This window comes from Protofrankia sp. Cr1, from assembly GCF_963555865.1.
In the GTDB taxonomy this organism is placed as follows: domain Bacteria; phylum Actinomycetota; class Actinomycetes; order Frankiales; family Frankiaceae; genus Protofrankia.
On the sequence record NZ_CAUVXO010000010.1, the window covers coordinates 21,649 to 38,123 of the forward strand.

Sequence of the window (16,475 nt, forward strand, 5' to 3'; positions counted from 1 at the left end):
TATATCTCGGTGGGACTCTCGCGGGGCCTTTGTTGGGTTATTTCGCCGTGAAGGGCGGCCGATGGTGGAAATTGTTGGAGTCAAGGGCGGTGGGCGGGGGTTGGAAGTGATGGCGGGGACAGGGGCAAACGCCCAGCTTAACAGTCGGCAGTCTGAGTCGGAGCAACCGCGCGCAGGCAAGCGTCCCTGCTTGCCGTAGGCGACGAACCAGGACACGACCCGCGCCCTGGTTGCGTGCCAGGACCCCGCCCGCTTGTCAGCCGGGGCGGGTGATCTGACAGTCCTCGACTTCGACCACGTTTGCCTCCCGTGATGTGGTCAGTGTGACCTTTACGGTCGTGACCCGTCGGCCGTCTGTAGTCGGACCGACAACGATGTCGGTACGCCGGCCGACGACCTGGTCATCCCGGGAGCGTGCGCGGACAGTGCATTGTGCCACGGCGTTGGGTGACTTTTCCACATCGAACGTCAGCTGCGCCTGCGTCCCGTTGATCCGGAAGGCGCGGGTGGCATAGTCCAGCCGGTCCGGATGGCCCTGGACCCACCCGGCGCCGACCGCCGCGACCACGATGATGAGGACTGTCGCCAGCAGGAACCAGGGTGCCACCCTGATCCCACCGAGCCACGGGATGTCGAGCCAGCGCAGGGGGAAGCCGAGCACGCGCGACCGTCCCGGCAGGGCGGCGCGTCGTGTCTGTCTGGACGAAGTCACCGGAGGCATCGGGGACAATGGTGGCATGTCCGAGGCGACCAGTGGGGATGGCCTGCGACTCATGGCAGTTCACGCCCACCCCGACGATGAGTCCAGCAAGGGTGCGGCAAGCATGGCACGCTACGTCCACGAGGGCGTTGACGTACTTGTGGTGACCTGCACCGGTGGTGAGGCGGGCACCGTACTGAACCCCGATCTGGACAGACCGGACGTCCACGCCCGCCTGCCGCAACTGCGGCGGGCCGAGATGGAGGAAGCACGTCGCATTCTGGGAGTCCGGCAGGTCTGGCTGGGTTTTCATGACTCCGGTCTGCCCGAAGGTGATCCGCCGCCGCCGCTGCCGGAAGGATGCTTCGCGCTCATGCCGCTGGCTGACGCGGCCAGACCGTTGATCCGACTGATGCGGGAGTTCCGGCCGCAGGTGGTGCTCACCTATGATGAAAACGGTGGATATCCACATCCTGATCACATCATGAACCACACGGTCACGATCGAGGCGTTCGAGGCTGCGGGTGACGCGGAGCGTTACCTAGAGGTAGGACGCGAAGTCGGTCTGTCACCATGGCAGCCACTCAAGCTCTATTATCACCAGACGTTCCACAAGGCGCGGATGCTCGCCCTGCATGACGCCATGCTCGCGAGTGGGCGTGAATCGCCCTATGTCGAGTATCTGGCGAAGTGGGTCGACCGCGCGGGTGACGCCGGGCGGATCACGACCAGAGTTTCGTGCGGGGACTTCTTCGAGACCCGCGACCGTGCGTTGCTGGCCCATGCCACCCAGGTGGACCCGAACGGGCCGTGGTTCCGCATCCCGCTGAAGATCCAGCGTGAGGTGTGGCCCACTGAGGACTACCAACTCGCCCGATCGCTGATCGAAGTGGGGACGCTGCCCGAGAGCGACCTCTTCAACGGGATCCGCCGATCGCCCTGATTGTCCTGATTGTCGGGAAATGACCCGGGGTCCGGGCACGGCCACGAGCCATCGGTCGTTGCTGGTGACAGGATGCTGTCTCAATGCGGCATCCAGGCCCGCACATGCGAACGCACGGCCCATTTGGCAAGGATGAGAGGAACACGTCATGGCGATCTGGGATCGTCTGCGCACCACCACGACGACCATGCAGCAACAGCTGAACGCCAAGAAAAACGATCTTAAAAGTGGTGCCTTCAGGGACGCGAGCATGGCCATGTGCGCGCTGGTCGCAGCCGCCGACGGCAGCATCGACCCGGACGAGCGCCGTAAGGTCGCCGCGCTCATCGGGTCGAACGAGGTATTGCAGAACTTTCCGGCTGACCAGCTACAGCAGAAGTTCAACGACTACTGCACCAAGCTGACGACCGACTTCGACTTCGGCAAGGTCAGTGTGATCCAGGACATCGGCAAGACCAAGAAGAAGCCCGCCGAAGCACGGGCGGTGATCCAGATAGGCATCGTCATCGGCGGTGCTGACGGTCACTTCGACAAGTCCGAGCAGCAGGTTGTTCGGGAGGCATGCTATGCGGTGGGGCTGGACCCCCACGAGTTCGACCTCTGATCGGCGGGCTCCAGCCGACGCCTGACCGCGTTTCTCGTCGCCTTGCGTACGCCTCCGGGTACGCGGCGGCTCCTCGACCTTGTCAGTCATCCGGCTGGAGCCCGCCGGCACAGGGCTCCAGCCGGATTGCGACGTAGGGTTGAGGCGTGACTTTTGCGGGACAGACTCTTGCACTTGAGGTCAGCGCGGGCACTGGCGGGTTTCTCGTGGTCCTGCTGCTGGGCCTGGCGGCTGTCGGCCTCTTCACGATGATGTCGCGCAGCCTTGTTCGGCTGCGTGGCAACGTCGCCAGCGGACGCTTTGGGAAGCATACGGCAGATCGAGGTGGACAGCCCGACGGTCATGGCTCCGGCAACGGCCATGGCTCCGGTAGCGACATCCCGGTCCAGGACGCAGCCGGGCGCTCGTAACGATGTGAATCTGATGCTCCTGCCACAGCACCAGATTCACATCGTTCCCAAAGGGCGTCCGGCAACAGGGGCGTGGATCAACGAGCGGGGCGACAGCAGCGATGATCAATCATCGGGGTCGGCGCGGCGCTGACGCAAGACCCGCGCCCGCTGCTTTTTGCCGGTGATGCGCCGCTGTACGGCTCCGGCGGATGGACGGGTCGGGCGCCGCGCCCGTGGTGGGGGTTCGCTCGCGGTGCGCAGGGTTGCCGTCAGCCGGGCGAGGGCAGCCTCACGATTACGTAGTTGCGATCGGTGTTCGCTGGAGGTGACGGTGAGGACGCCGTCGACCAATCGACCTTCCAGCCGCGTCAGTGTCCGCTCGCGTAGCCGTTCGGGAAGCGACGGCGAACGGCGAACGTCAAAGGATACCTCGACCCGGCTGTCCGACGTGTTCACCCCCTGCCCGCCAGGCCCGCTCGACCGGGAGAAGCGCCAGGTCAGGTCGGATTCGCGCAGTATGAAGCCCGGGCGGACCTGAGATGGTGGAAATGTCACTGCACCATGGTCGCCGATCCGCGCGCCGCCGCCACCGAATTTAGGGAGCGGCGCGGTCCGGTAGGGCTGACACCTGATGGGGGACTGGCCCTGACTGTGAAACATCCGAATTGTGCCGAGTTGCTCGACCTGCTGCTGGATGCCGGTAGCTGGACCTGTTGGGATGGCGCTCCGGAGCAGCCGACGGTGAGCGCCGCCTATGGTCGGGATCTGTCGCGGGCCGCCGCACGTAGCGGTAGGGACGAGTCGATCCGGACCGGTGCGGGCCGGGTGGCTGGCCACCGGGTCGCTGTGGTGGCCAGCGAGTACGACTTTCTCGGCGGCAGCGTGGGCCGGGCCGCGGCAAGGCGTGCCACGGCCGCGATCGAACGGGCCACCGCCGAGAAACGGGTGCTGCTCGCGTTGCCCGCGAGCGGCGGCACCCGGATACAGGAGGGGACCCCCGCGTTCCTGCAGATGCTGACGATCAGTGCTGCCATTGCCGGGCACCGGGCGGCCAGCCTGCCCTACCTCGTCTACCTGCGCCACCCCACGACCGGCGGAGTGCTGGCGTCATGGGCATCGCTTGGCCATGTCACCTTTGCCGAACCCGGTGCATTGGTCGGGTTCCTCGGTCCTCGGGTGGTTGAGGCGCTCACGGGCGCGGCGCTTGCGCGTGACGCGCAGAGCCCGCGGGCGCTGCGCCGGGCCGGTGTGGTGGACGCCGTTGTCGCCCCCGCTGACCTGCGGGAAGCCGTCCAGCGGGTGCTGCGCGTCGTGGCGGTGGACCGCGGCCCGACGACCGCGGAGAGTGGTGCGGGAGCCCAACCGGCCGGCGTCGAGCTGGTCGAGCGTGGTGAGCCGGATCATACGGGGGATCCGTGGGCGTCGGTGCTGGCGACCCGCGCGCCTGACCGCCCCGGATTACGCGAGTTTCTGGCTGCCTCGACCAGCGATCTCACCCTTCTCGGCGCGTCCGAGCTGGGCCAGGGCCCGGATGTGCCCGGCACGCCGATGGTCACGGCGCTCGCTCTGCTGCGTGGCATTCCATGCGTTGTCATCGGGCAGGACCGTGAGGCCCAGCGCCATCAGCCCATCGGGGTGCGCGCCCTGCACGCGGCGCAACACGCGGTGCAACGGGCTGCCGATCTTCGTCTACCCATAGTGACTGTAATCGACACGCCGGGAGCGGAACTCTCGGAGGAGGCCGAACGCAGCGGCCTGGCCGCGGCGATCGCGCACTGCCTGGCGGCACTGTTGAGCACACCGGTGCCGACGGTGAGCGTGCTGCTCGGACAGGGCGCGGGCGGTGCCGCGCTGGCCCTGCTGCCGGCGGACGCCGTGGTGGCGGCCGAGGACGCCTGGTTGGCTCCGCTGCCACCCGAGGGTGCATCGACAATCATGCACCGTACTGTTGACCATGCCGCCGAGATGGCGCGCGAGCTACGGATCACCGCCGGTGACCTGTACCGGCTGGGCGCGGTCGACGTCGTCGTCGCGCGCGGTCCGGCCGGCGTCGGCACGACCGCCGGGCTCGCCGGGCTCGCCGGTGCTGTCGCGCACTGTCTTGCAGGCGTCGCGGTCCGCGACGCCGCTGCGAGGCTCGCGGCGCGACGCGACCGTCATCGGCGCCTGTCGCCGTGACCGACGGTGATCGTGGCAGCTGTGGCCATGAAGCCGGGACGGCGGTCAGTTCAGGGCGATGTTGACGATCCGGCCGGGAATCACGATCATTCGTTTCACGGTCCGGTCGGCAGTGTGGCGCGCGTACTCGTCGTGGCCGGCCACAAGGTCTCGCACCGCCTGTTCGTCGGCGTCCACCGGGACATCCACGGTGAACCGCACCTTGCCGTTGACCTGCACCGGCAGGGTCACCGTGGGATCGACGGCGAGCGAGTCGTCCGCCTCGGGGAAGGGATGCATCGCCAGCGAGACATCGTGGCCCAGTCGCGCCCACAACTCCTCGGCGATGTGCGGAGCCAGGGGGGCGACCATGAGGACCAGCGCCTCGGCGAGTTCACGGGGCAGTCCGCCGGAAGCGCCGTACCGCTTGCTGACGAAATTTGTCAGCTCGATGAGGCGGGCGACGGCGGTGTTGAAGCGCAGATCGGTGTAGTCGGCCCGGACCGCGAGGATCGTGCGGTGCAGCATCCGGGTGGCCTCCGCGTCCGGTGTGACATCGGAGACGACCGCCCCGCCGGTCGCCTCGTCGATGATGTTGCGCCACAGTCGCTGCAGAAAACGGTGGGAGCCGACGATGTCGTCGGTGTGCCACGGCCGGTCGGCGTCCAGCGGCCCCATCGCCATCTCGTAGACCCGCAGGGTGTCAGCGCCGAAGCTGTCATATATCTCGTCCGGGCTGACGCTGTTCTTCAGGCTTTTGCCCATCTTCCCGGAGCGTCGGTTCACCGGCTCACCGTTGTAGCGCAGTGTGCCCTCTGCTGTGCGGACGACCTCGGCGGCGGGTACGTACATGCCGCGGCCATCGGTGAACGCGTCCGCTTGGATATAGCCCTGATTGAACAGTTTCTTGAACGGTTCCCTGGTGGACACCAACCCGAGATCGTAAAGGACCTTGTGCCAGAACCGCGCATACAGCAGGTGCAGGACGGCGTGCTCGACACCGCCGACATAGAGCCCCACACCCCCGTCGCCGGGTGGGCCGTCCGGCGTGTGCATCCAGTAACGCTCGACCTCTGGATCGACGAAGCGTTCGCTGTTCGTCGGGTCGAGATAACGCAGGTAGTACCAGCATGAGCCGGCCCATTGCGGCATGGTGTTGGTCTCGCGTCGGTATGTTTTCGGCCCCTCACCCAGATCGAGGGTGACAGTGGCCCAGTCGGCTACCCGGGCCAGTGGGGGGACCGGGTCGTTGACGTCGTCATCGGCCATGGCGCTCGGCCGGAAGTCGGTCATCTCCGGCAGGGTGACGGGCAGGAGATCATCACTGAGCGCGACCGGAAGGCCGTCATCGTCGAACACGATGGGGAAGGGTTCGCCCCAGTAACGCTGCCGGGAGAACAGCCAGTCCCGCAGGCGGTATGAGCGGGCCGCGCGGCCCGCACCGACGTCCTCCAACCAACGGATCGTCGACTTGATCGCGTCCGGCTTCGACAGCCCGACCAGGGGCGGCCCGACACCCGTCGCCGGCAGGTACTCGCCGTCCCCGGCGAAGGCAACCGGCCAGGTGTTCGGCGCGGCACCCGCGGGCACGTTGTGTTCGGCCCGCCAGTCCTCGTCCGGCGCCAACACGGCTGGGATCGGCAGGCCGAGTGTGCGGGCGAAGGAGAAGTCGCGCTGGTCATGCGCGGGAACGGCCATGATCGCACCGGTTCCGTAGCCCATCAGGACGTAGTCGGCGAGGAAGACCGCCATGGGGTCGCCGGTAACCGGATTGGTGACATAGGAGCCGGTGAACACGCCGGTGCGTGGGATCTCGTCGGTGCCGCGCTGACGATCACCAAGGTGCGCTGCGTATTCCCGGTAGGCGTTCACCGCCGCTCGCGGCGTCCACTCCGGAGCCGGCCTGTTGCCGCTGGCACCGGTGCCCGGGCCCGCTTCGCGGTCAATCCCGTCGGCGAACGTCCACGCAATCGGGGTTCCCTGCGGCCATGCCTGTGCGGTCAGTGTGTCGACGAGAGGATGTTCGGGTGCCAGGACCATGAAGGTCGCGCCGGCCAGGGTGTCCGGACGGGTTGTGAAAACCTCGATACGGATGTCTGAGCCAACGGCGGTGAACTCGACCGTGGCGCCGTCGCTCGGTCCGATCCAGTTGCGCTGCATCTGCTTGATCGAATCCGGCCAGTCGACCAGGTCGAGGTCTGCGATCAGACGGTCTGCGTAGCTGGTGATCCGCATCATCCACTGGCGCAGTGGGCGGCGAAAGACCGGGTAGTTACCGACGTCGCTGCGTCCTTCGGCGGTGACCTCTTCATTCGCGAGCACCGTGCCCAGGCCCGGACACCAGTTGACCAGTTGCTCGGAGATGAACGCCAGCCGGTACCCGGCCACGATCTGTCGACGCTCAGTCGTGCGCAGAGCCGACCACGGCCGGTTGTGTGGGTTTGCGTCCCCGCGTGGTGCCCGGGTGCCGGCCTCGAAGTCGGCGATCAGTTCGCTGATCGGCCGCGCGCGGCCCGCCTCGTCGTCGTACCAGCTATTGAAGATCTTCAAGAAGATCCATTGTGTCCACCGGTAGTACTCGACATCGGTGGTGGCCACCTCCCGACGGGTGTCGTGGCCAAGCCCCAAGCGTCCCAGCTGGCGCCGCATGTTGTCGATGTTGGCCTCGGTGGTGACCCGGGGGTGCTGGCCGGTGTTGATGGCGTACTGCTCGGCCGGGAGGCCGAAGGCGTCGTAGCCGAACGGGTGGAGCACGTGGTAGCCGGTCATCCGCAGGTAACGGGCGAACACGTCGGTGCCGATGTAGCCGAGCGGATGACCGACATGTAGGCCGCTGCCGGATGGGTAGGGGAACATGTCCATGACGAAGAACACCGGACGCCCGGCGACCTGATCGAAGCCGTCCGACAGCGGACCATGCGGATTGGGCGCGTTGAAGGTGCCCCGCTCGGACCAGGTCTGTTGCCAGCGGCGCTCGATGTCACCCGCCAGATGTGCACCGTAACGGAATGGCAGATCCGACACCAGGGGGGGGATCTTGGCTGGTGTCGTGCCGTGGGTGCCTGCTGCGGTGCTCGCATTACCGGTGTGCTCGGAACTGCTGGTCATGCCTCATCATCCTCAGATCGTTTCGATCCGACCCATCCCGCGGACCCCGCGGGATACCGTTGATCAGGACGGCGGTGCCGATGAAAGGCTCACGCGGAGGGTGTCGATCGTTGTTTCGAGCCTATCCGGCGCCTGGAGACAAGGGCTGAGCGGTGGGCGAGATGGCGGGAGCAGAGCAGGCCCAGCGCCGCCGCGACGAGGTGGCCGGCGGCGGTGAAGTCGGGTTCACGCGCCATGTCCAGAGTGAGCCCGGCAGCCAGGCCACCGGTCAGCGGCCACCGCCAGCCCGGCGGCAGCGTGGCGGCGAGCACCGTCCCACAGGCGATCATGCCGTAACTGGTGCCGACGTCAATGGTATCGCTGACCCGATCGTCGACGAGCTGTACGGCTCGACCCGCCGCCAGCCCACCGGCGACGATCAGACTTGCTCCGACGTGGCCGGCCGCGAAGACCCCGAGTGCCGGTCCGGAGCCGATCGCCCGCTCCAGCGGGCCGAGGACTGCGGCAACCGCGGCGGCCGACCGCAAGAAGGTGAAGCTCTCCAGCCAGAAGGCGCTGGCCATCAGGACGTAGAGCGGACGGGTCCGCAGCCCGCTGAGGTTGGTAGACCTGGTCACCAGGATGTGGCGATGCAGCTCCGGGTCGAGCGCGTAGGCGACCGCGAGGACGGCCGACGTGACCGCCAGGATGGCGATGTAGATCATCGCTAATGGTGCCGTATGCCATGCCTGGCGGAGCAGGTCCCGCCCGGCGTGCGGCGTGGGCCACCGCAACGGCGACCGCAACGGCGACCGCAACAGCGACCGCAACGGCGACTGCGACCGCGAGAGCAGGCTGCGGGCGTCACGGAACAGCATCCGGTGGGCATACACCACAAAGGGTTCAATGTCTGGGAGCCGGCCAAACTTCCCCGGCAACGGGAATGCTGGCCACATGCCGAACCGTCTTGCCGACCAGACCTCACCGTACCTGCTCCAGCACGCGGACAACCCGGTCGACTGGTGGCCGTGGGGCGCGGACGCGTTCACCGAGGCCACCGAGCGTGGTGTACCGGTCCTGCTGTCCGTGGGATACGCGGCGTGCCACTGGTGTCATGTCATGGCGCACGAGTCGTTCGAGGATGCCACCACCGCGGCGGTCATGAACGAGCACTTTGTCAACATCAAGGTTGACCGCGAGGAGCGGCCGGATGTCGACGCCGTCTACATGGACGTCACCGTCGCCCTCACCGGCCACGGCGGTTGGCCGATGACCGTCTTCCTCACCCCGGCGGGCGAGCCGTTTTACGCCGGTACCTACTTCCCGCCGACGCCGAGAGCGGGGATGGGATCGTTCCGCCAGCTGCTGGAGGCGGTGGCAAGCGCCTGGCGGACGCGCCGGGACGAGGTGACCGCGTCCGGCGCGGACATCGTGCGCCAGATCTCCGCAGCGGCCGACGCCGCAGGCGGGCCGCCGGCGACGCTCACGGCCGAGCTCCTGGCGGCCGCGGTCGAACAGGCCGGGCGCACGTTCGACCAGGCCAACGGCGGTTTCGGGACGGCACCGAAGTTTCCGCCGTCCGCGCTGTTGGAGATGTTGCTGCGGCACTCGGCGCGCACCGGGGACGGCGCGAGTCTGCGTATGGTCGTGTCCACGTGCGAGCGGATGGCTCGCGGCGGGATCTACGACCAGCTTGCGGGCGGCTTCGCCCGCTACAGCGTGGACGCCACCTGGACCGTCCCGCACTTCGAGAAGATGCTCTACGACAACGCCCAGCTGTTGCGGGTGTATCTGCATCTGTGGCGGGCGACCGGATCGGCCCTGGCGCAGCGGGTCACCCGGGAGACCGCATCGTTTCTGCTGAGTGATCTGCGGACCGCGCAAGGCGGGTTCGCCTCCGCCCTGGACGCCGACACCGTCCTGCCCGCCGGTCAGGGAGTCGACCGTGCGCACGGTGTGGAGGGTGCCCCGGTGCGCACGGCGTGGAGGGTGCCACCTATGTCTGGACGCCGGGTGAGCTTGTCGACATCCTCGGCCCGCAGGACGGCGGCTGGGCCGCGGATCTGTTCGGCGTCACCGTGGCAGGGACGTTCGAGCACGGGGCGTCCGTTCTTGCGCTGGCCGTGGACGCGGATGATCATTCGAGGTTCGACCGGGTGCGGGCCCGACTCGCGGCGGCCCGGGCGCGCCGGCCCCAGCCGGGCCGTGACGACAAGATTGTCGCCGCCTGGAACGGTCTGGCGATCGCCGCGCTGGCCGAGGCCGGCGCGCTGCTGGCGGAGCCGGCCTGGGTGACCGCGGCGATCGAGGCGGCCACGCTGCTGTTCGACGTCCACTGGGTGGACGGTCGGCTGCGGCGGACCAGTCGGCACGGCCGGGTCGGAACGAACGCCGGGGTGCTGGAGGACTACGGGGACGTCGCCGAGGGCCTGCTCGTCCTGCATCAGGTCACCGGCGACGAGCGATGGCTGGCGTGGGCGGGCGACCTGCTCGAGGTCGTGCGTGCGCACTTCGCTGCGCCTGACGGTGGCTTCCACGACACCGCCGATGACGCCGAGCGGCTGTTGCGCCGGCCGCGGGACCCCGCGGACTCGCCGACGCCGTCCGGTCAGGCTGCGGTCGCCGGCGCGCTGCTGACCTATGCGGCGCTGACAGGTTCACGCGACCATCGCGAAGCGTCCGACCGGGCGCTGGAGGTTCTCACCCCGATGCTCGGCCTCAGCGCGTCCTTTGCCGGCTGGGCCGGTGCGGTCGCCGAGGCATCGCTTGCCGGACCGGCCGAGGTGGCCGTCGTTGACCGGCCGGATCTGGAACGACTGGCCCGGCTCGCCACCGCGCCGGGTGCGGTCGTGGTGACGTCCGGACCGTTGACGCGCGGACGGGGCTCCGCCGGGGTCTACGTGTGTCGAGACTTCGTGTGTGAGCGGCCCGCGACCACGGCCGACGCCGTGCGTGAGCAACTGGGCGTCACGCTCGCCCCAGCGCCACCGTGGAATGTCTGATGTCTGACTGCCGTTGCATGTGTATTACCTGTAAGTGTGTAATCAATCGGGAGGTTCATGATGTACGGGAGCCCACATCGAGAGCAGGTGGCGAGGAGGCACGGGATGGCAGGATCGCGCGGGCGCGGCCACGGGCGGTGGGGCGAGCGCGAGCAGGCGCCCTCCGCAGACGATGCGCAGGCATGGTTCACGGGGCGACTGCCCGATGAGTGGTTCACCCACCCGGTCACGGTGACGGTGGATCGAGATGAGATCATTGTCGTGGGCACGGTTGCCGCTCCAGAGGTGGAGTCCGACGATCAGGCCGCAGCGGCCGCCGCCGAGTCCGGTCGGATCCGGCGGTTCCGCGAGCAGACCAGGGACGCCCGGATCGCGATCGCCCAAGAGGCGGAGGAGCGTTATCTGCGCAAGGTCGCGTGGGGGGTGACGGCCGGCGGCACGACCGAGTTGTTCACCACTCTGTCCGTTCCGGTAATGACCAGGCTTCGGCAACCAGAACGTCATGTTCTTGACACTCTGGTCGACTCGGGCGTCGCGCGCAGCCGCAGCGACGCGCTCGCGTGGTGCGTCCGCCTCGTCGGTGAGAATGCCCAGCCGTGGCTCGCCCGCCTGCGGGAGGCCATGGCGAAGGTCGAGCAGGTTCGCGCCGACGGGCCTGAACTGTGAGAATCCGGCCGACATCCGGCAGCGGGTAATTTTCACCGGCGCGTCCGGGGGTGCCGTCGATTGTTGCGACGGCGTCCCCGGACAAGCCTCGTGGTTTGGTTTCGCCCCGGGTTTGTGTCCCCTTGGCTATGGAGTTGCCCTGCCGGCGACCGGTGACGGCAATTTCCTGATCACCTGATTACCCGGTCATGTCGCATAGATGGCGAAGATGACGGCGATGTAATGGCACGCCGCCGCGACGATCGTGAACGCATGGAAAACCTCGTGGTACCCGAACGTCTCCGGGGCCGGGTTCGGTCGTCGGGTCGCATAGACGATCGCCCCGATGCTGTAGAGGACGCCGCCGACGACGATCAGAACCAGCGTTGTCACGCCCGCGGTGTGCAGCAGCTGCGGTATGACGAAGACCGCTACCCAGCCCAGGGCGATGTACAGCGGGACCATCAGGAAGCGGGGCGAGTGCAGCCAGAGCATCCGCAGTCCGATCCCGACCGCTGCGCCGCTCCAGACGATCGTGAGTATGGTCCGCGAGGTCCTCGGTGGCAGCGCCAGCAAGGTCAGCGGTGTGTACGTCCCGGCGATGAAAACAAAGATCATTGAATGGTCGAGTCGCTTCATCAGCGAACGGGAACGTGACGTCGACCACATTTTTCGGTGGTAAAGCGCGCTGGTGCCGAACAGAAGGGCGATGCTCAGCGCATAAATGCCGACGGCCAGCCGTGCGCGGAACGTGCTTGCCAGAGCCACGGCGATTACGCCGAGTGCCACACTGACCGGGAACGCGCCGGCATGCAGCCACCCACGCATCCGTGGTCGCACCAGGTTGTGGGGATGGTTGCCGAAGTCGTGTCCGGGTGCCGTTGTGGTCACCTGGTTACCGTATCTTGCGACCACTCTCCTTACTACCCACCGCCAATGTCGCGCACCGCGTTCAGTTCCGGAGCGTGACGGATCTACCTCGCTGTGGGGCAGTTCGACCGCGCGACTGTCAGAAGCTCCCACGGTAGAGTCAAAAGATCCTGTACCCGGCCTCGAATCACCCGAGCCGTGGTGGACCCGCTATGTAGTGGACGGTGGGGTGTCGGCACGTTGTTGCGGGTTCACTACGCATGCGTTCCGCGTTCCACGATCCCGGGCACGAGTGGGTCTGTCATGGCGGGGACGTGTGGCGGCACGGCGAGGCCGTGGTGGGCTCAACTCAAGCGGAGGTGGGAGCTGTGACGACCGCGGCGCAGATTCCGGGGCTGGACGCTGCCCCGACCAGGCATACCGGGCTGATTGCCTGGGTGCGCGAGATCGCCGAACTCACCCGACCGGAGCGCATCCAATGGTGTGACGGCTCTGATGCGGAGTACGCGGAACTCGCGCGGTTGCTGGTCGACAAGGGTACTTTTGTGCCGCTGGACGACGAGAAGCGGCCAGGTAGTTTTTTCGCGGCTTCCGATCCCACAGACGTTGCCAGGGTTGAGGACCGCACATACATCTGCTCGCGTGACCGCGCGGACGCCGGGCCGACCAACAACTGGCTCGATCCGGCTGAGATGAGGGCGAAGCTGCATGTCCTGTTTGCGGGCAGTATGCGCGGGCGCACGATGTATGTCGTGCCCTTCTGTATGGGCCCGCTAGGCTCGCGGATTTCCGCTCTTGGCGTTGAAATTACTGACTCGCCGTATGTTGTCGCGTCGATGCGGACGATGACCCGAATGGGAACCCCCGCCCTCGAACAGCTGGGCGTGGACGGATTCTTCGTCCCATGCGTGCATTCTCTGGGCGCGCCGCTCGAGCCGGGTCAGGCTGATGTCCCGTGGCCGTGCAACTCGACGAAGTACATCACGCATTTCCCCGAGACCCGGGAGATCTGGTCGTTCGGGTCCGGTTACGGCGGGAACGCCCTGTTGGGCAAGAAGTGCTATGCACTGCGGATTGCCTCGGTAATGGCCCGCGATGAGGGCTGGCTGGCCGAGCACATGCTGATTCTCAAGTTGACCTCACCGGCGGGCAAGGTCCACTTCGTCGCGGCGGCCTTCCCGTCGGCCTGCGGCAAGACCAACCTCGCGATGATCATTCCGACGTTGCCGGGCTGGAAGGCGGAGACTGTCGGTGACGACATCGCCTGGATGCGCTTCGGGGATGACGGCCGGCTGTACGCGGTGAACCCTGAGGCTGGCTTCTTCGGCGTGGCACCGGGCACAGGCGTCGATACCAACCCGAACGCCATCGAGACGCTGTGGGGCAACACGGTCTTCACCAACGTCGCCCGCACCGACGACGGTGACGTCTGGTGGGAGGGGCTGACCAGGGACAAGCCCGCGCACCTCATCGACTGGTTGGGTCGCGACTGGACGCCGGAGGCCACCGAACCGGCCGCTCACCCCAACGCCCGCTTCACGGTGCCCGCCAGCCAGTGCCCGACGATCGCGGCGGAGTGGGAGGACCCGAAGGGTGTCCCGATCTCGGCCATCCTGTTCGGTGGACGTCGGGCGACCGCGGTCCCGCTGGTGACCGAGGCGCCGACGTGGCAGCGCGGGGTGTTCTTCGGTTCGATCGTGGCGTCCGAGACGACCGCGGCGCAGGCCGGAGCGATCGGTAAGCTGCGGCGCGACCCGTTCGCGATGCTGCCGTTCTGTGGCTACAACATGGCCGACTACTTCGCGCACTGGTTGGCGATGGGTCGCAAGGCCGACCAGGCGAAGCTACCGCGGATCTACTATGTCAACTGGTTCCGGAAGAACGCGCAGGGCCGGTTCATGTGGCCGGGCTATGGCGAGAACAGCCGGGTTCTGGCCTGGATCGTCGGGCGGCTCGAAGGGCAGGCGGACGGGGTGGAGACACCGCTGGGCGTCCTGCCCACGGCGCAGGCCCTGCCCACCGAGGGGCTAGACGTCGCGCCGGAGGAGCTCGCCGAGCTGCTCACCCTCGACACCGAGGTCTGGAAGCGGGAGGCGGAGCTGATCCCCGATCACTATCAGACCTTTGGGGACGGGCTGCCGGTCGAGCTGTGGGCCGAACAGGAGGCATTGGTCGCCCGACTCAAGGACTGACGACGGGCCGCGGGCCGGCTGCGCAGCTCTTTGACAGGATGTCGTGGTGGCCATTGCCACGCCGTGGGCACCGCCACCTTCGTGACTACTTTTTATGATCATGAATGATCGTCTCGGCGGTCATGCTACATGCGGCGGATGACGGTCGGATCAGTGTCCGGTATGTACCACGGACGCAGGTCCGACCGTCGTCGTTCTGGTCGCGACGGCGGCGGCGACGTACGTTCGGGTCGCGGCGGCGACGCACCCGCGATCTGCCACCCGCCGTCCGCTGTGGTGGTGGCCGTCATCTGAACAGCGGACCACATCGTTGTCCAAGACCGTTCGATCGGATTAGACGATCAACCTGTTCTGTCTGGGGCGCAGGCGGTTTCGTGCGCCATCACCTTATGGCCGGTGACTGTTGCCGAGCGTGTTGTGCGAAGATGGTCGCGCTTTCCAGGCGGGGGAGCTAACGTGTGAGCCTGGGTTCCACTGACGGACGTTACCGAACGGCGATCCGTCGGGATGGATCCAGTTGGCTCAAGTTGTGGTCCGGCGCTGGGCTGGACCACTCGGGAGGCCCCTCGGTGCCGCATTCGCGACAACGTCAGGAGGCCGGGACCCGGCCTCCTGTGGGGCCCTGTCCCGGACTTCCTCCGAGTAAGCGGGTGGGCGTGTGCCACGAACGCATGTCGTCGACACAAGCGTGCTCTTGTCCGATCCTGGTGCGCTGCTGCGCTTTGCGGAGCACAATGTTGTGCTTCCTCTGGTTGTCGTAGGGGAGCTGGAAGGTAAGCGGCACCACCCGGAACTGGGTTGGTTCGCCCGTGAAGCCCTTCGTCTCCTTGACGACCTCCGAATCCGCCATGGTCGGCTGGATCAACCGTTGCCGTTGGACGACGGTGGAACCCTGCGGGTTGAACTAAACCACAGCGACCCCTCGGTGCTCCCACCGGGGTTTCGGGTGGATGACAATGACTCGCGCATTCTGGCTGTCGCGCTCAACCTGGCTCGGGAGGGCAACGACGTTGTTCTCGTCACGAAAGATCTGCCGCTGCGCGTGAAGGCGTCCGCGGTGGGGCTTGCCGCCGAGGAGTACCGGGCGCAGAGTCCGGTGGATTCGGGCTGGAGCGGCATGGCCGAGCTCGCAGTCTCCCAGGAGGATCTTGATCGGCTCTACGCTCGGGAGACTGTTGAGATCACCGAGGCGACCGGGCTGCCCTGCCACACCGGTCTGGTCCTCACCGCTTCCGGCGGCAGTGCGTCGGCTCTTGGACGGGTCACCCCGGACAAGAAGGTGCGCCTCGTCCGGGGTGACCGGGAGGCCTTCGGCCTGCACGGACGCTCCGCGGAGCAACGCGTCGCGCTGGATCTACTCCTCGATCCCGACATCGGGATCATCTCTCTCGGTGGGCGGGCCGGTACCGGAAAGTCCGCGCTGGCGCTGTGCGCAGGGCTCGAGGCGGTGATGGAACGGCGGCTGCATCGTCGGGTCGTGGTGTTCCGGCCGTTGTACGCCGTCGGCGGTCAGGACCTCGGCTATCTGCCGGGCAGCGAGAACGAGAAGATGGCGCCTTGGGCACAGGCCGTCTTCGACACCCTCGGCGCGCTGGTCTCCCAGGACGTCATCGAAGAGATCGCCGATCGCGGGATGCTGGAGGTGCTCCCGCTCACCCACATCCGTGGCCGGTCGCTGCACGACGCGTTCGTCATCGTGGACGAAGCGCAGTCGCTCGAGCGCGGGGTGCTGCTTACCGTGCTGTCGAGGTTGGGCCAGGGATCGCGGGTGGTCCTCACGCATGACGTCGCTCAGCGTGACAACTTGCGGGTTGGTCGGCATGACGGAGTTGCCTCCGTGATCGAGACCCTCAAGGGGCATCCGCTGTTCGCGCATGTCACCC

14 protein-coding genes are annotated in these 16,475 nt (G+C 67.2%); 9 read left to right on the forward strand and 5 right to left on the reverse strand.

Features of this window, described 5'->3' with window-relative positions:
* Positions 1–256 precede the first annotated feature (256 nt).
* Complete coding sequence (locus U9980_RS02295; RefSeq protein ID WP_322766474.1) at positions 257–661, reverse strand: DUF4307 domain-containing protein; 405 nt, start codon at positions 659–661, stop codon at positions 257–259.
* Positions 662–737: 76 nt separating this feature from the next.
* Between U9980_RS02295 and mca the strand changes: the two genes are divergently transcribed.
* From mca to U9980_RS02310, 3 genes are all read left to right on the forward strand, one after another.
* A complete protein-coding gene (mca, locus tag U9980_RS02300) occupies positions 738–1,643 on the forward strand; it encodes a mycothiol conjugate amidase Mca (RefSeq protein ID WP_322766475.1) in 906 nt (301 codons plus the stop codon).
* 148 nt (positions 1,644–1,791) lie between these two features.
* The gene (locus tag U9980_RS02305; RefSeq protein WP_322752673.1) at positions 1,792–2,247 is read left to right on the forward strand and encodes a TerB family tellurite resistance protein; all 456 of its coding nucleotides are present in this window, start codon (positions 1,792–1,794) and stop codon (positions 2,245–2,247) included.
* 146 nt (positions 2,248–2,393) lie between these two features.
* A complete protein-coding gene (locus U9980_RS02310; protein WP_322752674.1) occupies positions 2,394–2,657 on the forward strand; it encodes a hypothetical protein in 264 nt (87 codons plus the stop codon).
* Between the two features lie 105 nt (positions 2,658–2,762).
* Here the strand turns inward: U9980_RS02310 and arfB are convergent, their stop codons facing one another.
* Positions 2,763–3,194 (reverse strand): alternative ribosome rescue aminoacyl-tRNA hydrolase ArfB, encoded by a 432-nt coding sequence (gene arfB, locus U9980_RS02315; RefSeq protein WP_322747637.1) that lies wholly within the window; start codon positions 3,192–3,194, stop codon positions 2,763–2,765.
* 6 nt (positions 3,195–3,200) lie between these two features.
* Between arfB and U9980_RS02320 the strand changes: the two genes are divergently transcribed.
* Positions 3,201–4,817 carry a carboxyl transferase domain-containing protein gene (locus tag U9980_RS02320; protein WP_322766476.1) on the forward strand — a complete coding sequence of 539 codons (1,617 nt, stop codon included), beginning with the start codon at positions 3,201–3,203 and terminating at the stop codon, positions 4,815–4,817.
* Positions 4,818–4,862: 45 nt separating this feature from the next.
* On the opposite strand, the gene U9980_RS02325 is transcribed toward U9980_RS02320, so the two are convergent.
* Entirely contained in the window at positions 4,863–7,904 is a 3,042-nt protein-coding gene (locus U9980_RS02325) for a leucine--tRNA ligase (RefSeq protein WP_322766477.1), read from the reverse strand.
* An 89-nt stretch (positions 7,905–7,993) separates the two neighbouring features.
* Positions 7,994–8,839 (reverse strand): rhomboid-like protein, encoded by an 846-nt coding sequence (locus tag U9980_RS02330; RefSeq protein WP_322766478.1) that lies wholly within the window; start codon positions 8,837–8,839, stop codon positions 7,994–7,996.
* Here U9980_RS02330 and U9980_RS02335 point away from each other — a divergent pair.
* The 3 genes from U9980_RS02335 to U9980_RS02340 all read left to right on the forward strand — a co-directional run bounded on the left by U9980_RS02335 (position 8,838) and on the right by U9980_RS02340 (position 11,551).
* Positions 8,838–10,178, forward strand: coding sequence for a thioredoxin domain-containing protein (locus U9980_RS02335; RefSeq protein ID WP_416210117.1), 1,341 nt, complete (start codon positions 8,838–8,840; stop codon positions 10,176–10,178). The genes U9980_RS02330 and U9980_RS02335 overlap by 2 nt on opposite strands.
* Positions 10,175–10,885: a hypothetical protein gene (locus U9980_RS28370; protein WP_416210118.1), complete on the forward strand. Its 711-nt coding sequence runs from the start codon at positions 10,175–10,177 to the stop codon at positions 10,883–10,885. The genes U9980_RS02335 and U9980_RS28370 overlap by 4 nt, the downstream gene beginning before the upstream one ends.
* A 105-nt stretch (positions 10,886–10,990) precedes the next feature.
* Positions 10,991–11,551: a hypothetical protein gene (locus U9980_RS02340; RefSeq protein ID WP_322747642.1), complete on the forward strand. Its 561-nt coding sequence runs from the start codon at positions 10,991–10,993 to the stop codon at positions 11,549–11,551.
* Between the two features lie 186 nt (positions 11,552–11,737).
* Here U9980_RS02340 and trhA read toward each other — a convergent pair whose 3' ends face one another.
* Positions 11,738–12,421 (reverse strand): PAQR family membrane homeostasis protein TrhA, encoded by a 684-nt coding sequence (trhA, locus tag U9980_RS02345; RefSeq protein WP_322752679.1) that lies wholly within the window; start codon positions 12,419–12,421, stop codon positions 11,738–11,740.
* Positions 12,422–12,768: 347 nt separating this feature from the next.
* Here trhA and U9980_RS02350 point away from each other — a divergent pair, with 347 nt between their 5' ends.
* Both U9980_RS02350 and U9980_RS02355 read left to right on the forward strand, forming a co-directional pair.
* Entirely contained in the window at positions 12,769–14,592 is a 1,824-nt protein-coding gene (locus U9980_RS02350; protein WP_322766479.1) for a phosphoenolpyruvate carboxykinase (GTP), read from the forward strand.
* Positions 14,593–15,250: 658 nt separating this feature from the next.
* Positions 15,251–16,475 (forward strand): PhoH family protein (locus tag U9980_RS02355; RefSeq protein WP_322766480.1); only part of this gene is annotated, 1,225 nt, incomplete at its 3' end.

Coding starts and splice junctions, on each gene's coding strand:
- mca (WP_322766475.1), top strand. CDS start 738: ATGTCCGAGGCGACCAGTGGGGATGGCCTGCGACTCATGGCAGTTCAC.
- U9980_RS02305 (WP_322752673.1), top strand. CDS start 1,792: ATGGCGATCTGGGATCGTCTGCGCACCACCACGACGACCATGCAGCAA.
- U9980_RS02320 (WP_322766476.1), top strand. CDS start 3,201: ATGGTCGCCGATCCGCGCGCCGCCGCCACCGAATTTAGGGAGCGGCGC.
- U9980_RS02325 (WP_322766477.1), bottom strand. CDS start 7,904: ATGACCAGCAGTTCCGAGCACACCGGTAATGCGAGCACCGCAGCAGGC.
- U9980_RS02335 (WP_416210117.1), top strand. CDS start 8,838: ATGCCGAACCGTCTTGCCGACCAGACCTCACCGTACCTGCTCCAGCAC.
- U9980_RS02330 (WP_322766478.1), bottom strand. CDS start 8,839: ATGTGGCCAGCATTCCCGTTGCCGGGGAAGTTTGGCCGGCTCCCAGAC.
- U9980_RS02340 (WP_322747642.1), top strand. CDS start 10,991: ATGGCAGGATCGCGCGGGCGCGGCCACGGGCGGTGGGGCGAGCGCGAG.